Raw genomic sequence first — 25,705 nt, 5'->3', positions numbered from 1 at the left:
AGGAGTTTCCAATGTCCGATGCAACACAAGTCACCACCACTAACGCTGCCATCCTGGTAGAAGGCAACCTGCTTGCCTGCGGCGCGGGCATGTCTGCGCAAAGCCGTCACGATGTGAAGAATGCCTTCCACTTCGCCACGCTGGTCGCCGACAAAGCCTTTAACGCCGAAAAGCAGAGCCGGGAGTGGTACGACAAATTTATCGACGTCATGCGTGACCTTGGTTTCACCATCCCACGCCGTACCTTCGAACTTGAAACTTCGGCGGAACTGTCTGTCACCGTCGGCGCCGTGGCGATCCGCGCGATCGGTGTGGTGGGCAATGCGATGCTGGGCGGCACGAAGTTGGGCGAAGTGGCAAAGCTGGCCTTCGACAAACTGACCACTGTCGAAAACGATGCCAAGGTGCTTGATCACAAGCGCAAGAACAAGGCCAGGGGCATGGTCGGCATGGCGGCCTGCATTGAAACCGAAAACAACGATGTGGTCATGGTGGTGAGCTGCATCCAGGCCTCTGCCCCGCAACTGGACGACGACGTGCTGGGTATCCAGTGGAAGCTGGACAAAACCTCGTACTACGCCGGTACGGCAGTGCTCACGCTCAACAACTTCGTCTACGACAAAGTGCGCGAAACCGTAGAAAACAAACTTGGCGTGCGCAGCGTCGAGAACGTTCTCGAGTACGACATCTGATTGCTCGGCGGCGTCGTCGCAACGCCGCCTTGTTCGGTTCTTTGTGATGAGGTAACACGATGGATAGAGCAGCTGAGCAATTGATGTTGATTGGCGGAACAGCATTGCTGTATTCGCCGGGCACGGTCGAGGCACAACGCCAGGCCGCTTTTGATTCAATCCTTTACGCACAGTTGGTGGCCAACAAGCACGCCGGTTCACGCATCGACAATTATGAACGCTGGTATGCCGCGTATCGCGAGGCTTACCGCCAATTGGGCTGGATCAAGCTGGCCAGCACACATGACCTCAAGCAGTTGGGGCGACCCGTGCGCAACGCGCATATACAGCCACTTGAAGCCTGGCTGAAAATTCGCTCGTTACGCCATGAGGCCGTGCTGGCGGGAATCAAGTCGGGCCTCGCTCGATCTGCTGAGGGCTTGCGGCACCTGCTGAAGTTCAGCGCACACGACCAGGCCCAGTCCTCCACGCTGGTCATCGAACTCGGCGTACTCAAGCCGGGACCGACACTGGACCTGTGCAGCATCTCGATGCAAATCGACCAGCCACTCTCGCTGGTCTCGATGGCGACATTTACGAGCGAACACGTGCTTGATGGCGAAGCCGAGTTCAATGGCGTTTCCCTGGCGTTGGATGAAGGGCGCTTCCAGCACCAGCGTGGTGAATTGCAAGCCTTGATGCAAAGCAAAGACGCACAAGCTGCTTACCGCTTTGACCCTTACGCGCAACCTACAGGAGCAGCATCATGAGTGAAGCCACGTCTGCCGTGATCGGCGCCGGGATCGTTTCCTTTTTGCCAGGCATTGATGCCGCGCAGAAAGACAAGGTGAAGCTGGCCCTGGCGATGGCCGAACGAGCCACCGATACCGCTTACAAGGAGGGGCTGATAAAAGACTGGTTCGCTTATTACCGTAACCAGCTCAAATTCATGGGGTGGGATGCCGTAACGGCCGAGCAGATCCATTGGCCGGACAAGACGCGTACGCAGCAGACGGATCAACTGCTGCAGACGCTGTCCAAAACGGCCGGAGACAGCTTTGCTACATCGGTGAAAGTGTCTATTCAAACATTGCTGAAGAAGCCATCGGTGCTGAAGGAACTTGAGACAAAGGCATTCGAGAGGCAACACTTTCAAGTGTTGGCCTGCGCGCCGGCTGGCAACAACCGGGTTGATATGGTGGTTTACCACGAAGCGGACAAACAGTCTGTTTTCAGTGCAGGGTTCATCAGCCGCAAGCGCAGTCACAAGAATGTGCGTGCGGAACTGGTACGGTTCAATATTCTGGCCTTTGAGAACAGCGTATTGCCAAAAGTCCAGGAAAGCGTCGTCAAGGTGTCCCAGGCGCGCATTCATGACTATGCCATCTAAGGCACCAGATACCCTTTGATCCCGGTAAAAATGATCTGCGCCGCCAGGGCACAGACGAACAGCCCCATCAGACGGCTGACGATCTGCAGGCCCTGGTCGCCAAGGATCCGCTCGATACCGTGCGACAGGTAAAGCACCAGGCCGACGGTAAAGCTGGCCAGCGCGATACTGACGATGGCCAGCAGTTTGTCGTCCCAGTGCGGTTGGCTCACACCCATCACCAAGAGGGCACCGATGGTACCGGGGCCAACCGTCAGCGGAATGGTCAGCGGCACGATCGTCACGTCCTGCTGCACGTTGTCGGCCTGTACCGCCGGCTTGCCCTGCGCCATCCCCAAAGCCGAAATGAACAGCACGCTGCCGGCCCCGATGCGGAAGGCGTCGGCGGTAATGCCGAAAATACCGAAGATCACCCGACCGAACAGGTAGAGCAGCACGCTGGCGACCAGGGCTGCGAAAGCGACCTTCCAGGCCAGTTGCTTGCGCTCCTTGCTGGAGTGGCCGCGGGTCAGGCTGATGAAGCACGACAGCACGAAGAACGGGCTGTAGAGCACGAGCATTTTCAGGTAGACGCTGAACAACTCATGGAGCATGAGCGCTGGTCCTCGGAAACTCAAAAAGGTTGCGCAATTATTGTGGGAGCGGGCCGTATGGATCTGGTGATCAGTGTTCACTGCACGACAGCGTAGTCTAGGAAGTAGGCGCCGGGTCCACCTTGGCTTCCCGGTGATTGGCCCAGTACTGGATCAGTTCGCGCAATTGCGACAGCTCGACCGGCTTGGCCATGTGCCCGTCCATGCCCGCCAGCCGGGCGCGTTCCTTGTGTTCTGTAAGAATGTGCGCGGTCAGTGCCACTACCGGGGTGCGCTGGCGCTGGTTGGCGGTTTCCCACGCACGCAGCTGCTGGGTGGCCGAGAAACCGTCCAGAATGGGCATCTCGCAGTCCATCAGCACCAGGTCATAGCGCTGGTTTTTCATTGCCTGCAGGGCCTCCTCGCCATTGCAGGCGGTGTCGGGCTCAAGGTTGAGCTTGCCGAGCATGCCGCGTATTACCTTGGTCGAAATGCTGTTGTCCTCGGCGACCAGCACGCGGAAGTCGCCTGGCAGGTCCAGTGCCTGCGGGATACCGGGCAGGCTGGCCGGCACCGCCTGATCGCGGCCGCGCTGAGCCAGTTCTTCGGCCAGGGTGGTTTTGAGTGTGTAGCCGGCCACCGGCTTGGCAAGTATCCGTTTGACCCCGGCGTTGCGTGCGATGACCTTGCTCGGTGCATTGCTGATACCGGTGAGCATTACCACCAGAATGTCGTGGTTCAGGCTCGGGTCTTCCTTGATCTTGGCGGCCAGTTGCATGCCGGTCATGCCCGGCATGTTCTGGTCCAGCAGCACGGCGTCGAAGTAGTCACGCAGGTGCGCCTTGGTGCGTAACAGGGCCAGCGCTTCCTTGCCCGAAGGCACCGCGCTGACGTTCATGCCCCAGGCGCTGCATTGTTGCACCAGCACCTTGCGGCAGGTGTCATTGTCGTCCACCACCAGCACGCGGGCATCGCGCAGCGGGCTGTCGAGATCGGTTGGTGGCTGCTCCAGGCGAGAGGGGTCCAGCGGCAGGGTCAGCCACAGGGTGTTGCCCATGCCGGTGCTGCTCTTGATGCCGAACTCGCCCTGCATCAGGCCGATCAGCTGTTTGGCAATGACCAGCCCAAGGTGGCCGCCCAGCTTGTTGCTGGACAGGAAGTGGTGGCTGTGCAGCTCGGCTTGCAACAACGCTTCACGGTCTGCGGCGGCCAACGGTTCGCCGCTGTCCTGCACAGCGATGCGCAGGCGCGGTAGCTCACCCCGTTGGTCCAGTGCCACTACCAGCAGGATTTCGCCCTGATCGGTGTTTTTCAGGGCGTTTTCCAATAGGCTCGACAAGGCCTGGCGCAGGCGTGTCGGGTCGCCACTGATCACTCGCGGTACCTGTGGCTGCGTGAAGCTGATCAGCTCGATGTTCTGCTGCTCGGCCTTGGCGCGGAAGATGTTCAGGCAATCCTCGATCAGTGCATTGAGGTCGAACTGCACGTCATCCAGCTCGATCTGCCGGGACTCCAGTTTGGAAATGTCGAGAATTTCGTTGATCAGTGTCAGCAGCTCGTTGCCGGCACTGTGGATGGTCTGCACATAGTCGCGTTGCTTGACTGACAGCGGTGTGCCCAGCAGCAACTCCGTCATGCCCAGCACGCCGTTCATGGGGGTGCGGATTTCGTGGCTGATCTTGGCCAGGAACTCGGCCTTGGCGTTCATTTCGGCATCGCTGGCGGCCAAGGCGCGGCTGGCGCTGAAGCGCTCTTCGCTCATGCGGCGCAGGCGTTCGCTGACTGCCAGGTTGAGCAGCAGGCCGCTGGCCACGGCCAGCCCCAGCAGAATGCACAATAGCCAAGGCGTAGCGGTACGGGTCAGGCCCAGCAGTGCCGGCAGCAGCACCAGGCCACCCAGGTTGAACACCACCATGGCCAGGCTGAACAGCCGGCCGGGTGCATAGCCCCGGTACCAGTGGTAGCTGCTGACCAGCAGCATGCTCACGCTGCCCAGCGCCAGCAAGGCGTAGGTCATCAGGTTGAGGGGCAGGGTGTCGACGAACAGCAGCACCAGCCCGCTGACCCCGACCACCAGCATTTCGCCCTGCAGCAGGCGGTTGATCCGCGGCGAGTTGCACGGGTTGAAGAAGTGCTGGGTGAAATACAGCCCCGCCAGCCCGGCCAGTACCAGTGTCAGGTAGGCGGCCGGGGTTTGCGCGTTGTGCCACACGTGCCACCAAGGGCCGCTGAGGTTCAGCAGGATCAGGCCGCTGAGCAGCATCAGGCTGTGGTAGAGCGCCAGGATCAGGGTGGTGGTGGAGTGGCTGTAGAGGAAGCGGATCAGGTTATGCAGGATCAGCATGACCAAGCCGCCGAACAGCATGCCGAACAGCAGTGGCTGGCTATGGTCCGAGGCGGCTACGGCCGCAGGTTCAAGGCTGATGGCCGGGCGCAACTGGTGCTCGGAGACTAGGCGCAGGTAGATGTCCAGTGGTTGCCTGCTGTTGGGCAGGGGCAGTACATGGTCGCTGCCACGCAGGGTCGGGCTGGCATTGCCGGCCTGGCGCCCGTGGTGCAACTGACGCAGAAGTTGGTCGCCCTGGAGGGCGTATAGGTCAAGCCCAGACAGGTCGGGGGCGAATACCCGAAGCAGTTGCTCCTGGTCGCCTGGTTCCAGGCGGTAGTGCAGCCACAAGGCCTGCTCCGGCGGAGCGGCATCCAGTTCGGCAAGTACCAGCGGGCTGAACTGGTTGCGATAACGCTCGGAGCGTACATCGCTAAGTTGCAGGTTGGCCTGTTCGTCGAGCAGAACGGTCCAGCCTCCGTCATGCTCGGCTGCAGCCGGTAACATGAAGAGCAAGGTCAGCAAGGTGACGATCAGAGCTGAGGCAATCCGAAGCCGACGCACTACGAAATCCCTTCTTAGCCGATGTGCCGGGTACTAACTATGCGCGGCGCGCCAAGTCGAAGGCAAGGCCCGTGCCGGGCCTTGTCGACGAGCCGGATGCCGTGCGCCGGGCGGTTGACAGCCCCGGGCGGCACGGCGTTCCGGTAGTGCTTACTGCTGGTGTTCACCGCGCTCGCGGGCGATGGCCCGGTAGCCGATGTCGGTGCGGTAGAAACTGCCGTTCCAGCTTACTTCCCTGGCCAGGCGGTAAGCCTGCTGCTGCGCATCGGCAACCGTGCTGCCCATTGCCGTGGCGCACAGCACGCGCCCGCCGTTGGTGACCACTTGGCCGTCCTTGAGCGAAGTACCGGCATGGAACACCTTGCCTTCGATCTTGGCTGCTGCGTCCAGGCCGCTGATCACGTCGCCCTTGGCGTAGTCGCCCGGGTAACCGCCAGCCGCCAGCACAACGCCCAGGCTCGGGCGTGGGTCCCACTGGGCTTCGACCTTGTCCAGCGCCTTGGCGAAGGCGGCTTCGATCAGCAGCACCAGGCTCGACTCCAGGCGCAGCATGACCGGCTGGGTCTCTGGGTCGCCGAAGCGGCAGTTGAACTCGATGACCTTGGGGTTGCCCGCCTTGTCGATCATCAGGCCAGCATAGAGGAAGCCGGTGTAGACGTTGCCTTCCTCGGCCATGCCGCGCACAGTTGGCCAGATCACCTGGTCCATCACGCGCTGGTGCACGTCGGCGGTAACGACCGGGGCAGGGGAGTAGGCACCCATGCCGCCCGTGTTCGGGCCGGTGTCCTGATCGCCGACGCGCTTGTGGTCCTGGCTGGTGGCCATGGGCAGCACGTTGTGGCCGTCGACCATGACGATGAAGCTGGCTTCTTCGCCGTCGAGGAACTCTTCGATCACCACGCGCGAACCGGCTTCACCGAAGGCATTGCCGGCCAGCATGTCACGCACGGCGGCTTCGGCTTCTTCGAGGGTCATGGCGACGATGACGCCTTTGCCCGCAGCCAGGCCGTCGGCCTTGATCACGATCGGCGCGCCTTTTTCTTGCAGGTAGGCCAGGGCCGGCTCGATTTCGGTGAAATTCTGGTAGTCGGCGGTCGGGATCTTGTGACGCGCCAGGAAGTCCTTGGTGAAGGCCTTGGAGCCTTCCAGCTGCGCTGCACCCTTGGTTGGGCCGAAGCAGTCCAGGCCACGGCTGCGGAACAGGTCGACCACCCCGATGACCAGTGGTGCTTCCGGGCCGACGATGGTCAGGTCGACGTTTTTCTCGGCAAAGTCGGCCAGTTGTTCCAGGGCGCATACGTCGAGGGCGACGTTCTCGCACTTGGCTTCAATGGCGGTGCCGGCGTTGCCTGGGGCAACGAAGACTTTCTCCACGCGTGGGTCCTGGGCAACTTTCCAGGCCAGGGCGTGCTCACGGCCGCCGCTGCCGATGATCAAAACTTTCATGTCAAAACCTCGAATTCTTTCGGGCGCAAGGCGAAGCCTCACGCTGTACGAGGTCGCAATGAAGCAGGTAGATGCAAGGCGGGGCCGGTTCCGATGAGCGGAGTTGCCTTCTGGCAATGAGCATCAGCGGAACCGGCCCCAACGCAGCAGATGCCTGCTTCAGTGCGGCCGATTGCCGTAAATCAGTGGCGGAAGTGGCGCATACCGGTGAATACCATCGCGATACCGGCTTCGTCAGCAGCAGCGATGACTTCGGCATCACGCATTGAGCCACCCGGCTGGATCACGGCGCTGATACCCACTTTAGCGGCATTGTCGATGCCATCACGGAACGGGAAGAACGCATCCGATGCCATGACTGCGCCCTGCACCTGCAGGCCAGCATGCTCGGCCTTGATTGCAGCAATACGCGCGGAGTTGACGCGGCTCATCTGGCCTGCACCCACGCCGATGGTCTGGCGCTGCTTGGCGTAGACAATGGCGTTGGACTTGACGAACTTGGCCACTTTCCAGGCAAATACCAGGTCGTGGATTTCTTGCTCGGTCGGGGCCCGTTTGGTGACGATCTTCAAGTCATCGGCGGTGATCATGCCGATGTCGCGGCTTTGTACCAACAGGCCGCCATTGACGCGCTTGAAGTCCCAGCCGGCAGCGCGTTCGGCTGGCCACTCGCCGCATTCCAGCAGGCGTACGTTTTGCTTGGCAGCCACCACGTCGCGGGCAGCCTGGGAAATTTTCGGCGCGATGATCACTTCGACGAACTGGCGCTCGACGATGGCCTTGGCAGTTTCGCCGTCCAGTTCGCGGTTGAAGGCAATGATGCCGCCGAAGGCCGACTCGGTGTCGGTGGCGTAGGCCAGGTCGTAGGCCTTGCGGATGCCGCCTTCGTCTTCAGGCACAACAGCCACGCCGCACGGGTTGGCATGCTTGACGATGACACAGGCCGGCTTGACGAAACTCTTCACGCACTCCAGCGCGGCGTCGGTGTCGGCCACGTTGTTGAACGACAGCTCCTTGCCTTGCAGCTGGATGGCAGTGGAAATGCTCGCTTCGCCTTTTTTGGCTTCTACGTAGAACGCCGCGCTCTGGTGCGGGTTCTCGCCGTAGCGCATTTCCTGGGCCTTGACGAACTGGCTGTTGAAGGTACGCGGGAATTCGCTGCGTGCGGAAGTCGAAAGGGTGTCCTTGGCCTGGTCGATGGTGCCCATGTAGTTGGCGATCATGCCGTCGTAGGCGGCAGTGTGCTCGAACGCCTTGAGCATCAGGTCGAAGCGCTGGGCGTAGGTCAGGCCGCCGGCCTTCAGGCTTTCGACAATGCCGGCGTAGTCGCTGGCGTTGACCACGATGGCGACATCTTTGTGGTTCTTGGCTGCCGAACGGACCATGGTCGGGCCGCCGATGTCGATGTTCTCGATGGCGGTTGGCAAGTCACAGCCAGGCTTGGAAATGGTGGCTTCGAACGGGTACAGGTTGACCGCAACCAGGTCGATCGGCTTGATACCGTGCTCGCTCATGATGGCGTCGTCGGTGCCGCGACGGCCCAGGATGCCACCGTGGATTTTCGGGTGCAGGGTCTTGACCCGGCCATCCATCATTTCGGCGAAGCCGGTGTAGTCGGCCACTTCCACCGCGTTCACGCCGTTGTCCTTGAGCAGCTTGTAGGTGCCGCCGGTGGACAGGATCTCGACACCGAGCTGCTGCAGCTCACGGGCGAATTCGAGGATACCGGTCTTGTCGGAGACGCTGATCAGGGCGCGGCGGACTGGCAGGCGGGTAGTCTGGTCGGTCATTTCGGGTTCCAATAACGCGGTGGAGTCTGCAAAAAAGGCGCCTCTGTTCAGGGAGCCGCCTTTTCTGGTTGGGATTCTGGCTTACAGCAAGTCGTACTGCTTGAGCTTCTTGCGCAGGGTGCCTCGGTTCAGCCCGAGCATCTCGCTGGCCTTGGTCTGGTTGCCCTTCACGTAATTCATCACGCTCTCGAGCAGGGGCGCCTCCACTTCGGAGAGCACCAGGTTGTACACGTCCGTGACGGTCGCGCCTTCCAGGTGGGCGAAGTAGTTGTGCAGCGCCTTCTCGACGCTGTCGCGAAGGGTCTGGCCCTCTTCGCTCGGCGTGTTGAGGTGCTGTTTCAGGTTGGCGTTGTCGCTCACGGGCGTTGTTCCACTCACAAATGTCTCTGTCATCATCGTCATGCGGCCACCCCTTGTCCGTCCTCTGTCCCAAGGCTCTGTCGACGTTCACTGAAAAACGCGCGAACGTTGGCGCACTGCGCTTGTGTGTCTTCCAAAGCGTTGAACCGGGAGCGAAACTCCTTGCCGCCGGGTCGTGTTGCCAGGTACCAGCCAACGTGCTTGCGGGCGATACGTACGCCCATCACATCGCCATAAAAGGCATGCAACGCGGCCAGATGCTCCAGCAGGATGCGTTCCACTTCGTCCAGTTGCGGCGCTGGCAGGTGTTCGCCAGTGCGCAGGTAATGCTCGATCTCGCGAAAGATCCATGGCCGCCCTTGGGCTGCCCGGCCAATCAACAAGCCGTCGACCCCGGTGGCATCCAGCACCGCCCGGGCCTTTTCTGGCGAGGTGATATCGCCATTGGCAAAGACCGGGATCGACACCGCTTGCTTGATGGCTGCGATGGTGTCGTATTCGGCTTCGCCGGTGTAAAGATCGGCACGTGTACGGCCATGCACCGCCAGCGCCTGGATGCCGGCCTGTTCGGCAATTTTCGCCACGTTCAGGCCGTTCTTGTTCGCCCGGTCCCAACCGGTGCGGATCTTCAGGGTCACCGGGACGTCCACAGCGCCGACCACGGCGTGGAGGATCTCGCTGACCAAGGCTTCATCTCTCAATAAAGCAGAGCCTGCAGCTTTGTTGCAGACTTTTTTTGCCGGGCAGCCCATGTTGATGTCGATGATCTGGGCGCCCGCTTCGACGTTGGCCTTTGCTGCTGCAGCCATCATCTGCGCGTCACCACCGGCGATCTGCACCGAGCGTGGCTCGGGATCGCCTTCATGGATGCGGCGCAGGCTCGACTTGCGGCTGTTCCACAGGCTCATGTCGCTGGAGACCATCTCCGATACCACCATGCCTGCGCCCAGGCGCTTGCAAAGCGTACGGAAAGGTTGGTCCGTGACCCCGGCCATGGGCGCGAGGATCAGGTTGTTACGTAGTGTGTATGGGCCGATGCGTACCGCCGACATAGGTGATCCCTGTTGTGGGGCCGAATCTTGGAGTTCGAAAAAGGGTGGGCATGATACCCGCTCTCGGTGACCGGATAAAGATGGATTTGGATAAAATCTGAACAGTTGTCGGCTTATGACTTTTGGTATGAGCCAAGATCCGGGTACCGCGCGTACCCTCTGGGAGCGGGCATCCCCGCCTCCACAGGGTTGCTGGCTATTCCGGCGAACGGAAGCTGAGGCTGTAGTTCACGGCCTTCGGCCCCGGGTCGAGGATGTCCAGGGCGATATGGATCGGCGTCTGGCTTGGCATGTCGCCACGCCCGGCCAATTCGCCGGACAGGTACTCGCTGGGTTTGAAGCGCCGGCTGGCGATCAGTTGGCCATTGAGGTCGGCAAAACGCAGTTCCAGCAGCGGGAACGGTTGGGCGAACGGTGCACGGTTGTAAATGATCGCATCGACGATCAGTGCGCCTTTGAAATCCGGGTGGCTGCGCACCACCAGGTTGCTGCTCTTGATTCTTGAGATATCGACGCGGGTCGGTACCTGGCACCCGACCATCGGGCAAATTTGCTGGAAGATCGGCCGGTACTGGTCCTGGCGGGCCATCTCGTCGAAGTGGAACCACACATACTGGAATGCCAGCAGGCCAGCGGCCAGCAGGGTCAGGAAGCCCCACAGCAGGCGTTTGCCCCAGTTGGGTGCGGGTTTTTCCCAGCCCAGTTGCAGTGGGTCGTCGACCACATCGACCAGCGGCTCCTTGCGCAGCGGGCGCTCGGGCTTGCTGGCAAGGCCCGGCTCCAGGCGTTCACCCGGCAGCGGCTCATCAGGGTCATCGTCGCGCGCCGACAGGTGCAGGGCCAGCGGTTCATCATCGCGGGCGCTCAGGCCTTTTTCCGGGATTTCGTCATCGCTGGCGCGCAGCGGTTCGCTGAATGCGGCCTGGTCATCGATTTCGGCTGCGCGGTGTACGGGCGGCTCGTCATCGTTGTCCAGGTCAAGGTTACTGCCCAGTGTCGGCTCGGTGCGTTCGCCGGGTACAGGCTCCAGGTCCAGTTCCAGGGGCTGCGGCTCCAGCACAGGGGCGGGCTCTGCGGGCGTTTTTGGCTCGAAGGGCTCACCGGTGGCGTTGCCGAACAAGTCGTCCGCGTGCTCGTCCGGGCCCGGTTCGTCACGCCGCGCCTGCAGCCCGTCATCCATGTTGGCGGGGCGTGCCTGGGTCGGTTGGCCGCGCCGCTCCAGGCGTGCGAGCTCCTGGTCGAGGTCAAGTGCGTCCAGCGCCTGGGCGGTCAGGGCCCAGTCCTCGTCAGGGGTAATGCTGCGCTCGCGGGGGACAGGCTCGGGCGTGATTGCCGGCGCGGGCACGGGCTCGGCAGGCGCCGCTGGCACAGGCACAGGTGCAGGTACTGGCACCGGCAGCTCAGGTGCGCTGGCACGGTTCTGCTCCAGCAGTTGCTTGGCGGCATTGAACACCTGTAGGCAATGGCCGCAGCGGACTACGCCGCGGGCCACGCTCAACTGGTGGTGGGTGACGCGAAAGCTGGTCTGGCAATGCGGGCACTGGGTGACGAAACTGTCGGTCATGCGGCAATCCGGGAGCTGTGCAGAAGGATATTCTAGGCCCGCTTAGCGGCGGCGACCACTGATGCGCACCCAGCCATCGCGAACGACGATCGGGTCCAGCTCGAAGTCGGCGGCGTAGGCCGCAGCCACGTCCTCACCCTGTTCGGCCAGAATGCCGGACAGCGCCAGCAGGCCACCTGGGCGCACCAGGCCCGACAGCTGCGGAGCCAGCGACACCAGCGGGCCAGCGAGGATATTGGCGACCAGCACGTCGGCCTGCATGGCCGGCATGTGCTCGGGCAGGTACAGCGCCAGCTTCTCATCGGCAATGCCGTTGCGCTGGGCGTTATCGCGCGAAGCTTCGATGGCCTGCACGTCGATGTCGGTACCGACCGCTTCACGCGCGCCCAGCAGTAGCGAAGCGATGGCCAGAATGCCCGAGCCGCAGCCGAAGTCCAGCACCTGGGTGCCTTCAAGTTGCTGGCCGTCGAGCCATTCCAGGCACAGGGCAGTGGTGGGGTGGGTGCCAGTGCCAAAGGCAAGGCCTGGGTCCAGCAGCAGGTTCACTGCGTCCTTTTCCGGGGCGTCGTGCCAGCTGGGCACAATCCACAGGCGGCGGCCGAAACGCATAGGCTGGAAGTTGTCCATCCAGCTGCGCTCCCAGTCCTGGTCCTCGATTACCTCGGCCTGGTGCTGTGGCAGCTCGGCGCCGGTCAGCAGGCGCAGGTGGGCAAACACCTGCTCGGGCTCGGCATCGGCCTCGAACAGCGCCAGCAGGTGGGTGTGCGACCACAGCGGGGTGGTGTTGAGGTCTGGCTCGAAGATCGGTTGATCTTCGGCATCCATGAACGTGACCGAGACGGCGCCTACTTCGAGCAGGGCATCTTCGTAGGTTTCGGCTTGTTCCGGGCTGATGGCCAGGCGTACTTGCAGCCAGGGCATGGCGGGCACCTTTGGTAAATCGACGGGGGCAGCCCTAGGCTGCGCGAAGGCTCGCAGTCTACGCGAGTGCGGAAGATTTGTGGATCGGGGCCGCTGTGCAGCCCATTCGCAGCACAAGGCTGCTCAGGAGCTCGCATACCCCTGCGGGAGCAGCCTTGTGCTGCGAATGGGGCGCATTGCGCCCCCGGGGGTTACATCAGACGAAACAGAGCGAGAGCGACTCAGCTATATAAGCAGGCTTCTCTTCACCCTCGATTTCCAGCGTAGCAATTGCCTTGAGCAGCCATTGCCCCGGCTTCTTCTGCACCACTTCGGCCAGGTCCACCTTCAGCCGCACCTGGCTGTTGACCTTGACCGGCTGGATGAACCGTACGCTGTCCAGCCCATAGTTCACCACCATCTTCAGCCCTTGCGGCAGGACCAGGATGTCCTCGATCAGCTTGGGGATCAGTGACAATGTCAGAAAACCATGGGCGATGGTGCCGCCAAACGGGGTTTCGGCCGCCTTTTCAGGGTCGACATGGATGAACTGAAAATCGCCTGTCGCCTCGGCGAACAGGTTGATGCGCTGCTGATCGATCTTCAGCCAGGCGGAGTGGCCCAGCGCTTTACCAACATACTGCGAAAGCTCTGTAACCGGCACATAGGGCATCGCGGACTCTCCAGGTTGTCAGTTGGTACGAAAGTGCAAGATCAGCACGGCGAACCGTTTCAGTCAAGTTGTCTGTTTTTCGACGAATATCGGTATATCGCTGTGCGTGCTTATAATGGCGGCCGTGCCCGAGGGAGATGCTTATGCTGTTGCGTGGTTTGACCTGGCTGGTGCTGTTCCAGCTGCTGGGGACGGCGATCAACCACTTGTTGGTGCCGTTTCTGCCGGGGCCGATCATCGGCCTGGTGCTGCTGTTGGGCTTCCTCATGGCCCGCGGTGAGGTGGGCAAGCCATTGAACGAGGCGGCCAGCAGCCTGCTGCGCTACCTGCCGCTGTTGCTGGTACCGCCGGCAGTGGGGGTGATGGTGTATGCCAAAGACATCGCCGCCGACTTCTGGGCGATTGCCGGAGCCCTGCTGATCTCCTGCCTGGTGACGCTGGTTTTTGTGGGTGTGCTGATGCAAACGCTCATTCACCGCCAGGGCAAGCGCGAGGAGCGGCCATGATGCCCGATTGGCAAGGCGCGCTGGATGCAGTGGTGCACCATCCTTTGTTTGGTATCGGTATCACGCTCGGTGCCTACCAGGTGGTGCTGGCGGCCTACGAGAAAACCCGCTGGATCTTCCTGCAGCCGGTACTGGTATCGATGTTGCTGGTAATCGGCGTGCTGCTGCTGTGCGGCATTGAATACAGCGAGTATCGCAAGAGCACCGAAATCATGAACATCCTGCTGGGCCCCGCCACTGTGGCGTTGGCCGTGCCGCTCTACCTCAACCTGCGGCGTATCCGGCAGCTGTTCTGGCCCACATTTACTACGCTGGTAATCGGGGGCCTGTTCGCCACGCTCTGCTGCCTGTTGCTAGGCTGGTGGTTCGGTGCAGAACACATGATCCTGATGACCATGGCACCCAAGTCGGTGACCTCGCCAATTGCCATGCTGGTGGCAGAGCAGATTGGCGGTGTGGCGGCGCTGGCGGCAGTGTTCGTACTGATCACCGGGGTGATTGGCGCCATCTTCGGCCCGGCGCTGCTGAGCCGCTTCGGCGTGCATAGCCCTGAGGCGCGCGGCATGTCGCTGGGCGTCACGGCGCATGCGGTGGGGACCTCGGTCGCCCTGCAGGAAGGTGACGAATGCGGCGCTTTTGCCGCGTTGGCGATGAGCTTGATGGGGGTAGCCACGGCAGTGTTCCTGCCGCTGGCGGTCAGCCTGGTAGCTTGAGGAATTGTGATGACACTACCGCTGTTTCCGCTCAATACCGTGCTGTTCCCGGGCTGCTTTCTCGATTTGCAGATTTTCGAGGCGCGCTACCTGGACATGATCGGGCGCTGCATGAAGCAGGGCGAAGGCTTTGGGGTGGTCTGCATCCTGGAAGGTGAACAGGTTGGCAAGGCGCCACCGATGGTCGCTTCGATCGGCTGTGAAGCGGTGATCCGCGACTTTGCGCAGCAGGATAATGGCTTGCTGGGTATTCGCGTTGAAGGGGTGCGGCGCTTCAGTCTGGCAAGCACCGAGGTGCAGAAGGACCAGTTGCTGGTGGGGCAGGTGCAATGGCTGCCGGAGCACGCGGACAGCCCGTTGCTCGATTCCGATGATGACCTGCTGGCGCTGCTGGTGGCGCTGGGTGAGCACCCGATGGTCGAGGCGCTGGACATGCCGCGCCCGGTGGACGGGCGCCAGGCGCTGGCCAACCAGCTGGCGTACCTGCTGCCGTTCATGGAAGAAGACAAGCTGGACCTGCTGACCCTCGACTCGCCGCAGCAGCGATTGGGGGAGATTCAGAAATTGCTGGAGCGGATTCAGGGTGAGCTTTTCGCCTGATCTCTTTGTGCTGCTTGGGCTGGCCTCTTCGCGGGCTTGCCCGCTCCCACAGGTATGTCACTTGCTTCGAGGCAGGTGCAGTACCTGTGGGAGCGGGCAAGCCCGCGAAGAGGCCAGTAAGGGCGACATCAATATTGGTATCTGAGCAAAGCCTGCGGCAGCGCATGCATTGCAAAGTACGCCAGCAGCGCGATACATGCCGGCAACACCAGCCACCACACCCGCAGCGGCAGGGCCGGCAGTGTCTGCTGGCGCTGCGCCACAGTCAGGCTAAGCGCGCATACACAGCAGGCCAGCAGGGCGCCGGCCAGGATGTCGGTTGGCCAGTGCGCCCCCAGGTACACCCGTGACAGGGCAATCGCCAGCGCCGGAATGCAACCCAGCATCACCCAGGTCAGGCGCATGCGCGGCGGCTGTCCGCGCCCTGCCAGCACTGCCATGACCAGAAAGAACGCAAACGACGCCGAGCTGTGCCCGCTGGGCATGCTGTAGCTGGTCAGTGGGTCGGTCAGCACTTCCGGCCGCGCCCGGGCAAACAGCCATTTCAGTGTACCGTTGGCGATCGCTGTGCCCATCAGCGCGCCAGCGGCAAAAAACGCGTGCCGCCACTGGCGGGCAAGCAGCAGCAGGCCGGTCAGCAGGGCGCCGAGAAACAGTTGCGTGCGGAAATCGCCCAGCCGGGTCACCAGTACCACGGCGCCGTCGATGGCCTGGCTGCGATGCTCCTGCACCAGTGTCATCACGCCTTGGTCGAACTCGTGCAGGTAAGGCCAGCCGAGGAATAGCCCGGCCAAGGCAGCGAAGCTCATGCCGGCGATCAGTCGTGTCCCATGGCGCTGGTCGCGAATGCTGGTGGTCAGGCTAAGGCCGATGATGACCGCCAGGGTGCCGGCGATGATGCCGGCGTCCAGCCAGAAACCTTCCGGCAGCGGCAGGCGCATGGCCGCGCCGGTAGCCCAGCCTGGCAGCAGGTAGGCGACCGACCAGCCGGCGCCGGCCACCAGGCTGACTGCGATGAAGCGCGGCAACGGCATGTCGAACATGCCCGCGACCATTGGCAGCATGGGCCGCAGCGGCCCGATGAACCGCCCTACCAGCAGGCTGGCAATGCCGTAGCGCTGAAAATAGGTCTCTGCACTGCCAATCCACTCCGGGTGGTGGCGCAGTAGCGGCAGGCGGCGAATGTTCTGGTGGAAGTACTTGCCCAGTGTGTACGACACGGCGTCGCCCAAAAGGCCGCCAAGAAAGCCCAGCAGCAATGTTTCGCCCAGGCTGAAGGCGCCACTGCCGGCCAGTACCGCGACAGCAAACAGCAGCACAGTGCCAGGCACGATGATGCCGGCAATAGCCAGGCACTCAATGCAGGCCACCAGGAAAATCGCCAGGCCAAGCCACTGCGGGTTGGCGCTTAGCCAGCCGGTCAGGCTGTCGAGCCATTGGCCCATGTTCAGCTTCCTTGTTCGAGAATGAAGAAGTCACGGCCTTCGACTTGGCCGCGACGTAACGGGTTCCGCGTGCAGAACCGGGCGTACTCGGCGTCGACGAAGCGGTAGGGCAGGTGCTCGTCGCGCCCGTGCGGGATGCCCAGCCTTGCAGTCTGGATAACCCTTGGTACGGCGTTGCCGCAATCGTCCACATACAGCCGCTCGGCGTCGAAGCGCTGGGCGTCCCACACTGGCACTTTCAGGCCCAGGGCTCGGCACAGCAGGGTCTGGCCGGCGCACAGGCGTTCATCCGGGCGGAGCTTGCTGCTGGCGTCGGGGTTGTTCAGTTGCATCTGCGCCAGGCTGTCGGGGCCCGAGAGGTCGTCCTGCCAAGGATAGGCAGACTTGATCAGCACCGCGTTGCCCGGCCCGTGGGCGCTGAAGTTCAGCGAGTCGCCGCCGCGGGCGTAGTACATGTAGATGTGCCCGCCATCGAGGAACAGCGCCTTGCGCTTTTCGGTGTAGCCGAGCGAGGCGTGGCTGCCTTTGTCGGTGAGGTAATAGGCCTCGGTCTCGATGATGCGTGCGGCCAGCCACAGGTCGCCGTGGCGGTGGCGGATTACCTTGCCCAGCAGGGCCTTGGCCACGGTCTGGGCGTCACGGTCGAAAAAGCTGTCGGGCAGGGCTGGCATGCGGGCAGTTCGTGGCGGGGGACGCGGGGATGATAGCAATGAATGGCTTAATCTTGGCTGAACCTGTGGGGCGATTGATTGGTATCCATATGTTTCATTGGTAGCGGCTGTCAGGGGTTCGCCTTGATGTGTTTGGTATCCGTGAAATCGAGCGCCGCCCGCGCGGCGCATCGCGAGCTGCGCTCGCTCCTACGTTTGTTTCGGGCCAATTAATCCTGTGGGATTTGCGCGCGAACGCCTTGGCGCATGGCTCGATAGCGTGTCGTACGAACAGGGCGGTCGCGCGCGTTGGCGCAGGTGTTACTGGCCCGAAACAAACGTAGGAGCGAGCGCAGCTCGCGATGCGCCGCGCGGGCGGCGCTCGATTTCACAGGCGCAGACAATCGTGAGGCGAACACCCATTTTCTACCATCCGCCACCCGCCGCTGGGCGTACACCTGCGCGGCAGTTATAATCAGCCGATTTCCCCTTCGCCAAGACACCGAACCCATGACTGAGTCCGTTCTTGACTACATGACCCGTTTGGGTCGCGCTGCCCGTGAGGCTTCCCGGGTAATCGGCCGTGCCAGCACCGCGCAGAAAAACCGCGCCCTGCAAGCCGCTGCCGATGCGCTGGATGCTGCCCGTGCGGAACTGACTGCCGCCAACGAGCTGGACCTGGCCGCCGGCCGCGCCAATGGCCTGGAGCCGGCACTGCTCGACCGCCTCGCGCTGACCCCTGCACGTATCGATGGCATGATCACCGGCCTGCGGCAGGTCGCCAGCCTGCCGGACCCGGTTGGTGCCATCCGCGACATGAGCTACCGCCCATCGGGTATTCAGGTTGGCAAGATGCGCGCACCGCTGGGCGTGATCGGGATCATCTACGAGTCGCGCCCGAACGTGACCATCGATGCTGCCAGCCTGTGCCTGAAGTCAGGTAACGCAACCATCCTGCGTGGCGGCTCTGAAGCCATCCATTCCAACCGTGCTATCGCCACCTGCATCCAGCGTGGCCTGGCCGCCGCGGGCCTGCCGGCTGCCGTGGTGCAGGTGGTCGAGACCACCGACCGCGAAGCCGTGGGCGCGCTCATCAGCATGCCGCAATTTGTAGACGTCATCGTGCCGCGCGGCGGCCGTGGCCTGATCGAGCGCATCAGCCGCGATGCCCGCGTTCCGGTCATCAAGCACCTGGACGGCATCTGCCACATCTACGTCAGCCAGCATGCCGACCTGGACAAGGCCTGGAACGTGGCCTTCAACGCCAAGACCTACCGTTATGGCATCTGCGGCGCCATGGAAACCCTGCTGGTCGACCAGCAAGTGGCCGAGCGTTTCCTGCCGGAAATGGCCCGCCGCTTCCAGGAGAAGGGCGTGGAACTGCGTGGCTGCGAGCGTACCCGCGCGCTCATCGAGGCCAAGCCGGCCACTGAAGACGACTGGCACACCGAGTACCTGGACGCGATCCTGTCGATCCGCGTCGTCGATGGCCTGGACCAGGCCATCGAGCACATCAACCACTATGGCTCACACCACACCGACTCGATCATCAGCGAACACCAGGGTGAAGCCCGCCAGTTCATGGCTGAAGTCGACTCGGCGTCGGTCATGCTCAACACCCCGACCTGCTTTGCCGACGGTTTCGAGTACGGGTTGGGTGCGGAAATCGGTATTTCCACCGACAAGCTGCATGCCCGTGGCCCGGTCGGCCTGGAAGGCCTGACCTGCGAGAAGTACGTAGTGATCGGCGACGGCCAGCTGCGCGGTCAGGAGTCCTGCTGAGTTGAGCACGGCCCAGGCAGTCCGGCGCATCGGCATTCTAGGTGGCACCTTCGACCCCGTGCATATAGGCCACCTGCGCAGCGCGCTGGAAGTGGCCGAGTTCATGGGGCTGGACGAACTGCGCCTGTTGCCCAACGCCCGGCCGCCGCACCGCGACACCCCGCGGGTGGCCGCGCAGGATCGCCTGGCCATGGTCCGCGAAGCGGTGCAGGGCGTGGCTTGCCTGAGCGTCGATGCGCGCGAGCTTGAGCGGGACAAACCGTCCTACACCATCGATACGCTGGAATCGATCCGCGCCGAACTGGCCGGCCACGACCAGCTGTTCCTGGTGCTGGGCTGGGATGCCTTCTGTGGTCTGCCGGGCTGGCACCGCTGGGAAGAATTGCTGCAACACTGTCACATCCTGGTGCTGCAACGCCCGGATGCCGACGTAGAACCCCCTGACGAGCTGCGCAACCTGCTGGCTGCGCGCTCGGAGAGCGATCCCGCCGCCATGTCCGGCCCGGCGGGAAATATTTCGTTCGTCTGGCAGACGCCGCTTGCGGTGTCGGCTACACAGATCCGACAGCTGCTGGCCAGCGGCAAATCGGTGAGGTTCCTGGTGCCGGACGCCGTACTGGCCTACATCGAGGCGCACGAACTGTATCGTGCGCCTAACTGACGGTGCCTCTGGCGCCTCATCCAACGAGTTGAACGAGTTTTATATGAGCAAGCAGAAAACCAATGGCATCAGTGGCGAAGAACTGGTCAAACTGACCATTAGCGCTCTGGAAGACGTCAAAGCCCAGGACATCCAGGTCATCGACGTGCGCGAAAAGCACAGCCTGACCGACTACATGATCATTGCCACCGGTACCTCCAACCGCCAGATCAACGCGATGCTGGAAAAGGTCCGTGAAGCGGTCAAGAAACAAGGCGCACAGCCGCTGGGCGAAGAAGGCAAGGGTGACAGCGACTGGGTGCTGCTGGACCTGAACGACGTCATCGTGCACATGATGACCGCCGCTGCCCGCCAGTTCTACGACCTGGAGCGTCTGTGGGCGGGTGCCGAGCAGAGCCGTGCTGCTGATGCCAAGCATCACAGCCCGGAAAACGCCAGCGCCTACTTCGATGACAAGATCAAAGACCGGGAATAAGGAAGCGTCGTGCGTCTGCGCCTGATCGCGGTCGGCTCGCGCATGCCGAAGTGGGTCGAGGAAGGTTGGCATGAATATGCCAAGCGCCTGCCCGCCGAGCTGTCGCTGGAGCTGGTGGAAATCCCGCTGAACACCCGTGGCAAGAATGCCGATGTCGCCCGCCTGATCCGTCAGGAGGGCGAAGCCATGCTGAGCAAGGTTCAGCCTGGGGAACGCATTGTCACCCTCGAGGTCCATGGCAAGCCCTGGAGCACCGAGCAGCTGGCGACCGAGCTGGACCGCTGGCGCCTGGATGCGCGAACGGTGAATTTGATGGTGGGCGGCCCGGAAGGCCTGGCGCCTGAGGTTTGCGCGCGCGCCGAGCAACGCTGGTCGCTGTCGCCGCTGACCCTGCCACACCCGTTGGTAAGGATACTGATCGGCGAGCAGATCTACCGCGCCTGGACCGTGTTGTCCGGGCACCCATACCACAAATGAGCCTGTAAGCAGTCAGATGTCGCAGCCGATCCGCCTCAAGGACCACGAGAAAGACGCCCGCCTGGTGCGCAACCGCGTCGTGGTCGGCGCGGTGGCGATCATGCTGCTTATTTGCGTGCTGATCGCGCGGCTGTACTACCTGCAGATCATCCAGTACGACTATCACTCGACGCTGTCAGAGAACAACCGGGTGCATGTGCAGCCGATCCCGCCGACCCGCGGGCTGATCTTCGACCGCAACGGGGTAATCGTTGCCGACAACCGGCCCAGCTTCAGCCTGTCGATGACCCGCGAACGTGCGGGTAACTGGCAGGAAGTGCTGGATACTATCGTCGAAGTACTGGACCTGACGGCCGACGACCGGGCCCTGTTCGAGAAGCGCATGCGCCAGGGCCGTCGGCCGTTCGAGCCGGTGCCGATCTTGTTCGAACTCAACGAAGAGCAGATCGCCCGGGTGGCGGTGAACCAGTTCCGCCTGCCAGGCGTGGAAGTGGTGGCCCAACTGGTGCGGCATTACCCGCAGGGTGCGCATTTCGCCCATTCGGTGGGTTATGTGGGGCGGATCAACGAGAAAGAGCTGAAAACGCTCGACCCGGTGAACTACAGCGGCACCCACCATATCGGCAAGACCGGCATCGAGCGCTTCTACGAAGACGACCTGCACGGCCAGGTCGGCTACGAAGAAGTCGAGACCAACGCCCGAGGCCGCGTGCTGCGGGTGCTCAAGCGCACCGACCCGAAACCGGGCAAGGACATTGTGCTGAGCCTGGACATCAAGCTGCAGGAAGCCGCCGAGGCCGCCCTGGGTGGCCGGCGTGGCGCAGTGGTAGCACTCGACCCACGCACTGGCGAGGTGCTGGCGATGGTCAGTCAGCCCAGCTTCGACCCCAACCTGTTCGTCACGGGCATCAGCTTCAAGGCCTATGCCGAACTGCGCGATTCGATCGACCGGCCGTTGTTCAACCGCGTGCTGCGTGGCCTGTACCCGCCCGGTTCGACCATCAAGCCGGCGGTAGCCATCGCCGGCCTGGACAGTGGCGTGGTCAATGCCAGCAGCCGGGTGTTCGACCCAGGCTATTACCAACTGCCCAACTATGACCACAAATACCGTAACTGGAACCGCTCCGGCGATGGCTGGGTCGACCTGGACACCGCGATCATGCGTTCCAACGACACCTACTTCTACGACCTTGCGCACAAGATGGGCATCGATCGGCTGTCCAGCTATATGAACAAGTTCGGCATCGGCCAGCGGGTTTCCCTCGACATGTTCGAGGAGTCCGCCGGGTTGATGCCGTCGCGCGAATGGAAGCGTGCCACCCGCCGTCAGGCCTGGTTCCCCGGTGAAACACTGATTCTCGGCATTGGCCAGGGCTATATGCAGGCCACGCCGCTGCAACTGGCCCAGGCCACTGCGCTGATCGCCAACAAGGGGGTGTGGAACCGCCCGCACCTGGCCAAGACCATCGAAGGCCAGCAGCCTGTGGACGACAACCCTATGGAAAACATCGTGCTGCGTGACAAGTCCGACTGGGCCAAGGTCACCCATGGCATGGAGCAGGTAATGCACGGCGCCCGCGGCACTGCGCGCAAGGCTGCCGCCGGCGCCCAGTACCGCATTGCCGGCAAGAGCGGTACCGCCCAGGTGGTGGCGATCAAGCAAGGCGAGAAGTACGACCGCAACAAGCTTCAGGAGCGCCACCGCGACCACGCCCTGTTCGTCGCCTTTGCGCCGGCCGAAGCCCCGAAAATCGTGGTATCGGTGATGGTCGAGAACGGTGAGTCCGGCTCGGGTGTCGCCGCGCCCGTGGTACGCCAGATCATGGACGCCTGGCTGCTCGACGAAAATGGCCGGCTCAAGCCCGAGTTCGCGCCTGCCACCGTTACCCAGGAATCGGCCCTGTGATGAACAATTTCGATCGCATGCTCTCCAGTGAGGATGTGATGCGTCGGCGCGCCAGCTTTCTGCAGCGTATCCATGTCGACGGCCCCTTGCTGATCATTCTGCTGACCCTTGCGGCCGGCAGCCTGTTCGTCCTGTATTCAGCCAGTGGCAAGAACTGGGACCTGCTGCTCAAGCAGGCCACCTCGTTCGGCATAGGCCTGGTGTCGATGTTCGTCATCGCCCAGCTGGAGCCGCGCTTCATGGCCCGCTGGGTGCCGCTGGCGTACTTGACCGGGGTGCTGTTGCTGGTGGTGGTGGACGTGATGGGCCACAACGCCATGGGCGCCACGCGCTGGATCAACATCCCCGGGGTGATCCGCTTCCAGCCCTCGGAATTCATGAAGATCATCATGCCGGCGACCATCGCCTGGTACCTCTCCAAGCGCACCTTGCCGCCCCACCTGAAGCACGTGGCGATCAGCCTGGTGCTGATTGGCGTGCCGTTCATCCTGATCGTGCGCCAGCCCGACCTGGGCACGGCGCTGCTGATTCTCGCCTCCGGCGCCTTTGTGCTGTTCATGGGGGGGCTGCGCTGGCGCTGGATCCTCAGTGTGCTGACGGCGGCGGTGCCGGTCGCGGTGGCGATGTGGTTTTTCGTCATGCACGACTACCAGAAGCAACGGGTACTGACCTTCCTCGACCCGGAAAGCGACCCGCTGGGCACGGGCTGGAACATCATCCAGTCGAAGGCGGCGATCGGCTCGGGCGGGGTGTTCGGCAAGGGCTGGCTGCTCGGCACCCAGTCGCACCTGGATTTTCTGCCGGAAAGCCACACTGACTTCATCATCGCCGTACTGGGCGAGGAGTTCGGCCTGGTCGGCATCTGCCTGTTGCTGATCGTCTACCTGTTGCTGATCGGCCGTGGCCTGATGATCACCGCCCAGGCGCAGACCCTGTTCGGCAAGCTGCTCGCGGGCAGCCTGACCATGACTTTCTTTGTGTACGTGTTCGTCAATATCGGGATGGTCAGCGGCCTTCTGCCTGTGGTGGGCGTGCCGCTACCCTTCATCAGCTATGGCGGAACATCGTTGGTGACGCTGCTGTCAGCGTTTGGCGTTTTGATGTCGATCCACACGCACCGCAAATGGATCGCACAGGTTTGAATAAGGTGAAGAATTTCATGCAAGCAGTGCGTAACTGGGCTGCCCGTTGTGCGCCGTGGATTGGCGCGGTGGGCCTGTTCGGCGCTGTACAGCTGGCCCATGCCGGCGATTATCAAGGCTCACCGCAGGTGGCCGAGTTCGTTGGCGAAATGAGCCGCGACTATGGTTTTGCCCCGGAGCAGTTGATGAGCGTGTTCCGTGAAGTGCAGCGCAAGCAGTCGATCCTCGACGCCATCTCGCGCCCGGCCGAAAAGGTCAAGCCGTGGAAGGACTACCGGCCGATGTTCCTCACCGACGCGCGCATTGCCCGTGGTGTGGACTTCTGGCGCCAGCACGAGGCCGTGCTGGCCCGTGCCGAGCAGGAATACGGCGTGCCGGCGCAGTACATTGTTTCGATCATCGGTGTGGAAACGTTCTTTGGTCGCAACACCGGCAACTACCGGGTGATCGATGCGCTGTCGACGCTGGGCTTCGATTACCCGCCGCGGGCCGAGTTCTTCCGCAAGGAACTGCGCGAGTTCCTGCTGCTGGCCCGTGATGAACAGCTCGACCCGCTGACGCTCAAAGGCTCCTATGCCGGCGCCATGGGCCTGCCGCAGTTCATGCCGAGCAGTTTTCGCAACTACGCGGTGGACTTCGACGGCGATGGCCACATCAATATCTGGAATAACCCGGACGATGCCATCGGCAGCGTCGCCAGCTACTTCAAGCGCCATGGCTGGGTGGCGGGCGGGGGCGTGGTCAGTCGCGCCTGGGTGGACGGTGCAGGTGCCGAGCAAGGCCTGACCACCGGTATCGAGCCGGTGAAAACGGTAGGGGAGTTGCGCGCGCTTGGCTGGTCGGTTCATGATTCGCTGCGCGATGATCTGCCGGTTACTGCCTTCCGCCTTGAGGGCGACAATGGTCCCGAGTACTGGGTTGGCCTGAAGAACTTCTACGCGATCACTCGCTACAACCGCAGCGTGATGTATGCCATGGCGGTGCATCAGCTTGCGCAACAGCTGGTTCAAGCACGGGGCGTCAAGTAATGCGCGCAATCATCTCTGCCAACTCCTTCAAACTGCTGACCTGCCTCGCCGTTGGCGTGGTGCTGGCCAGCTGTTCATCCAGCCGCCCGACCCCGCAAAGCAGTGGCAACGTGGTGCGTACCCAGCCGGGGCTGGACATCAACCGGGCCCACAAGGACGGCGCGCCCTGGTGGGACGTGGATGTGAACAAGATCCCCGATGCCACGCCGACCGTGCACACCGGCAACTACAAGGCCAACCCCTACACGGTGCTGGGCAAGACGTATTACCCGATGCAGGACTCGCGCAATTACCGCGCCGAGGGCACCGCATCGTGGTACGGCACCAAGTTCCACGGCCAGAACACTGCCAACGGCGAGCTGTACGACCTGTATGGCATGAGCGCGGCGCACAAGACCCTGCCGCTGCCGGCCTACGTGCGGGTGACCAACCTGGCCAACGGCCGTAGCGTGATCCTGCGGGTGAATGACCGTGGCCCGTTCTATTCCGACCGTATTATCGACCTGTCCTACGCGGCGGCGAAAAAGCTCGGCTATGCCGAGACCGGCACCGCGCATGTGCGCGTCGAGGGGATCGACCCGCAGCAGTGGTGGGCCCAGCGTGGGCAGACGCCGCCGATGGTGCTGAAAGAGCCGCAGGTGGCCCAGACCCAGGCGATCCCGGCCAGTACCGGACGTGTCGAGCAATGGACCCCGCCGGCACAGCAGCATGCGGCGCCGGTGGTGCCGGTGCAGGTGGGTGGCAACAATGTGCCTGGCGGTGCGGGTGGCAGCTTCCTTCAGGTCGGCGCCTTCGCCAACCCGGATGCCGCCGAGCTACTGCGCTCCAAACTCAGCACCATGGTCAATGCACCGGTGTTCATCAGCTCGATCGTGCGTAACCAGCAGACCCTGCACCGCGTGCGCCTGGGGCCGATCGGCAGCCAGGGCGAGATCCAGCAAGCACAAGACAGCATCCGCCTGGCGAACTTGGGGCAGGCCAAGCTGGTCACAGCAGACTGACCGCGTCGTCT

General features: G+C 62.7%; 25 protein-coding genes. 14 read left to right on the top strand and 11 right to left on the bottom strand.

Annotated elements, in window-relative coordinates; all coding sequences use genetic code 11:
• Nucleotides 1-11: 11 nt before the first annotated feature.
• From OZ911_RS25785 to OZ911_RS25775, 3 genes are read left to right on the top strand one after another with little or no spacing between them, the layout of a single operon-like run.
• On the top strand, nucleotides 12-692 hold the full coding sequence (locus OZ911_RS25785) for a hypothetical protein (RefSeq protein WP_016489383.1): 681 nt from the start codon (nucleotides 12-14) through the stop codon (nucleotides 690-692).
• A 59-nt stretch (nucleotides 693-751) separates the two neighbouring features.
• The gene (locus OZ911_RS25780; RefSeq protein ID WP_031312560.1) at nucleotides 752-1,441 is read left to right on the top strand and encodes a hypothetical protein; all 690 of its coding nucleotides are present in this window, start codon (nucleotides 752-754) and stop codon (nucleotides 1,439-1,441) included.
• Nucleotides 1,438-2,061: a hypothetical protein gene (locus OZ911_RS25775; protein WP_016489381.1), complete on the top strand. Its 624-nt coding sequence runs from the start codon at nucleotides 1,438-1,440 to the stop codon at nucleotides 2,059-2,061. Before OZ911_RS25780 ends, OZ911_RS25775 begins: the two co-directional genes overlap by 4 nt.
• Here the strand turns inward: OZ911_RS25775 and tspR are convergent.
• The 9 genes from tspR to OZ911_RS25730 form a co-directional block, all read right to left on the bottom strand.
• Nucleotides 2,058-2,654: a type III secretion system genes modulator TspR gene (gene tspR, locus OZ911_RS25770; RefSeq protein WP_016489380.1), complete on the bottom strand. Its 597-nt coding sequence runs from the start codon at nucleotides 2,652-2,654 to the stop codon at nucleotides 2,058-2,060. The genes OZ911_RS25775 and tspR overlap by 4 nt on opposite strands.
• Nucleotides 2,655-2,751: 97 nt before the next feature.
• On the bottom strand, nucleotides 2,752-5,523 hold the full coding sequence (locus OZ911_RS25765) for a hybrid sensor histidine kinase/response regulator (RefSeq protein WP_023049271.1): 2,772 nt from the start codon (nucleotides 5,521-5,523) through the stop codon (nucleotides 2,752-2,754).
• 150 nt (nucleotides 5,524-5,673) lie between these two features.
• On the bottom strand, nucleotides 5,674-6,969 hold the full coding sequence (gene purD / locus OZ911_RS25760; RefSeq protein ID WP_268968515.1) for a phosphoribosylamine--glycine ligase: 1,296 nt from the start codon (nucleotides 6,967-6,969) through the stop codon (nucleotides 5,674-5,676).
• A gap of 182 nt (nucleotides 6,970-7,151) precedes the next feature.
• A complete protein-coding gene (gene purH, locus OZ911_RS25755; protein WP_023049476.1) occupies nucleotides 7,152-8,759 on the bottom strand; it encodes a bifunctional phosphoribosylaminoimidazolecarboxamide formyltransferase/IMP cyclohydrolase in 1,608 nt (535 codons plus the stop codon).
• 81 nt (nucleotides 8,760-8,840) lie between these two features.
• Nucleotides 8,841-9,161 carry a DNA-binding transcriptional regulator Fis gene (fis, locus tag OZ911_RS25750; RefSeq protein WP_012274390.1) on the bottom strand — a complete coding sequence of 107 codons (321 nt, stop codon included), beginning with the start codon at nucleotides 9,159-9,161 and terminating at the stop codon, nucleotides 8,841-8,843.
• Nucleotides 9,158-10,171, bottom strand: coding sequence for a tRNA dihydrouridine synthase DusB (dusB, locus tag OZ911_RS25745; protein WP_016489376.1), 1,014 nt, complete (start codon nucleotides 10,169-10,171; stop codon nucleotides 9,158-9,160). Before dusB ends, fis begins: the two co-directional genes overlap by 4 nt.
• Before the next feature lie 196 nt (nucleotides 10,172-10,367).
• Nucleotides 10,368-11,735: a DUF3426 domain-containing protein gene (locus OZ911_RS25740; RefSeq protein ID WP_070086893.1), complete on the bottom strand. Its 1,368-nt coding sequence runs from the start codon at nucleotides 11,733-11,735 to the stop codon at nucleotides 10,368-10,370.
• A 42-nt stretch (nucleotides 11,736-11,777) separates the two neighbouring features.
• On the bottom strand, nucleotides 11,778-12,656 hold the full coding sequence (gene prmA, locus OZ911_RS25735) for a 50S ribosomal protein L11 methyltransferase (protein ID WP_016489374.1): 879 nt from the start codon (nucleotides 12,654-12,656) through the stop codon (nucleotides 11,778-11,780).
• A 196-nt stretch (nucleotides 12,657-12,852) separates the two neighbouring features.
• On the bottom strand, nucleotides 12,853-13,308 hold the full coding sequence (locus tag OZ911_RS25730) for a MaoC family dehydratase (protein ID WP_016489373.1): 456 nt from the start codon (nucleotides 13,306-13,308) through the stop codon (nucleotides 12,853-12,855).
• A 143-nt stretch (nucleotides 13,309-13,451) separates the two neighbouring features.
• Between OZ911_RS25730 and OZ911_RS25725 the strand changes: the two genes are divergently transcribed.
• The 3 genes from OZ911_RS25725 to OZ911_RS25715 are packed head-to-tail and all read left to right on the top strand — an operon-like array spanning nucleotide 13,452 to nucleotide 15,127.
• Nucleotides 13,452-13,814, top strand: coding sequence for a CidA/LrgA family protein (locus OZ911_RS25725; RefSeq protein ID WP_016489372.1), 363 nt, complete (start codon nucleotides 13,452-13,454; stop codon nucleotides 13,812-13,814).
• On the top strand, nucleotides 13,811-14,527 hold the full coding sequence (locus tag OZ911_RS25720) for an LrgB family protein (RefSeq protein WP_016489371.1): 717 nt from the start codon (nucleotides 13,811-13,813) through the stop codon (nucleotides 14,525-14,527). The genes OZ911_RS25725 and OZ911_RS25720 overlap by 4 nt, the downstream gene beginning before the upstream one ends.
• Nucleotides 14,528-14,536: 9 nt before the next feature.
• Nucleotides 14,537-15,127 (top strand): LON peptidase substrate-binding domain-containing protein, encoded by a 591-nt coding sequence (locus OZ911_RS25715; protein WP_016489370.1) that lies wholly within the window; start codon nucleotides 14,537-14,539, stop codon nucleotides 15,125-15,127.
• Between the two features lie 128 nt (nucleotides 15,128-15,255).
• Here OZ911_RS25715 and OZ911_RS25710 read toward each other — a convergent pair whose 3' ends face one another.
• Nucleotides 15,256-16,572, bottom strand: coding sequence for a bifunctional DedA family/phosphatase PAP2 family protein (locus tag OZ911_RS25710; protein ID WP_268968514.1), 1,317 nt, complete (start codon nucleotides 16,570-16,572; stop codon nucleotides 15,256-15,258).
• A gap of 2 nt (nucleotides 16,573-16,574) precedes the next feature.
• The gene (locus tag OZ911_RS25705; protein WP_023047864.1) at nucleotides 16,575-17,243 is read right to left on the bottom strand and encodes a DNA-3-methyladenine glycosylase; all 669 of its coding nucleotides are present in this window, start codon (nucleotides 17,241-17,243) and stop codon (nucleotides 16,575-16,577) included.
• 489 nt (nucleotides 17,244-17,732) lie between these two features.
• Here OZ911_RS25705 and OZ911_RS25700 point away from each other — a divergent pair, with 489 nt between their 5' ends.
• Genes OZ911_RS25700 through OZ911_RS25665 form a run of 8 tightly spaced genes read left to right on the top strand, consistent with a single transcriptional unit; the run spans nucleotide 17,733 to nucleotide 25,694 of the window.
• Nucleotides 17,733-19,004: a glutamate-5-semialdehyde dehydrogenase gene (locus tag OZ911_RS25700; protein ID WP_016489368.1), complete on the top strand. Its 1,272-nt coding sequence runs from the start codon at nucleotides 17,733-17,735 to the stop codon at nucleotides 19,002-19,004.
• Between the two features lies 1 nt (nucleotide 19,005).
• Entirely contained in the window at nucleotides 19,006-19,665 is a 660-nt protein-coding gene (gene nadD, locus OZ911_RS25695) for a nicotinate-nucleotide adenylyltransferase (protein ID WP_016489367.1), read from the top strand.
• A 43-nt stretch (nucleotides 19,666-19,708) separates the two neighbouring features.
• Nucleotides 19,709-20,140 carry a ribosome silencing factor gene (gene rsfS / locus OZ911_RS25690; RefSeq protein WP_016489366.1) on the top strand — a complete coding sequence of 144 codons (432 nt, stop codon included), beginning with the start codon at nucleotides 19,709-19,711 and terminating at the stop codon, nucleotides 20,138-20,140.
• A 9-nt stretch (nucleotides 20,141-20,149) separates the two neighbouring features.
• A complete protein-coding gene (gene rlmH / locus OZ911_RS25685) occupies nucleotides 20,150-20,617 on the top strand; it encodes a 23S rRNA (pseudouridine(1915)-N(3))-methyltransferase RlmH (RefSeq protein ID WP_003249722.1) in 468 nt (155 codons plus the stop codon).
• A gap of 16 nt (nucleotides 20,618-20,633) precedes the next feature.
• Entirely contained in the window at nucleotides 20,634-22,523 is a 1,890-nt protein-coding gene (gene mrdA, locus OZ911_RS25680) for a penicillin-binding protein 2 (RefSeq protein WP_016489365.1), read from the top strand.
• Nucleotides 22,524-22,561: 38 nt separating this feature from the next.
• Nucleotides 22,562-23,665 (top strand): rod shape-determining protein RodA, encoded by a 1,104-nt coding sequence (rodA, locus tag OZ911_RS25675; protein ID WP_049275595.1) that lies wholly within the window; start codon nucleotides 22,562-22,564, stop codon nucleotides 23,663-23,665.
• 17 nt (nucleotides 23,666-23,682) lie between these two features.
• Nucleotides 23,683-24,693: a lytic murein transglycosylase B gene (gene mltB / locus OZ911_RS25670; RefSeq protein ID WP_016489363.1), complete on the top strand. Its 1,011-nt coding sequence runs from the start codon at nucleotides 23,683-23,685 to the stop codon at nucleotides 24,691-24,693.
• On the top strand, nucleotides 24,693-25,694 hold the full coding sequence (locus OZ911_RS25665) for a septal ring lytic transglycosylase RlpA family protein (RefSeq protein ID WP_016489362.1): 1,002 nt from the start codon (nucleotides 24,693-24,695) through the stop codon (nucleotides 25,692-25,694). Before mltB ends, OZ911_RS25665 begins: the two co-directional genes overlap by 1 nt.
• The last annotated feature ends 11 nt before the right edge of the window (nucleotides 25,695-25,705 follow it).

The sequence above is a fragment of the Pseudomonas fortuita genome (genome assembly GCF_026898135.2).
In the GTDB taxonomy this organism is placed as follows: Bacteria; Pseudomonadota; Gammaproteobacteria; order Pseudomonadales; family Pseudomonadaceae; genus Aquipseudomonas; species Aquipseudomonas fortuita.
This window is presented reverse-complemented; position numbering and strand designations above follow the sequence as displayed.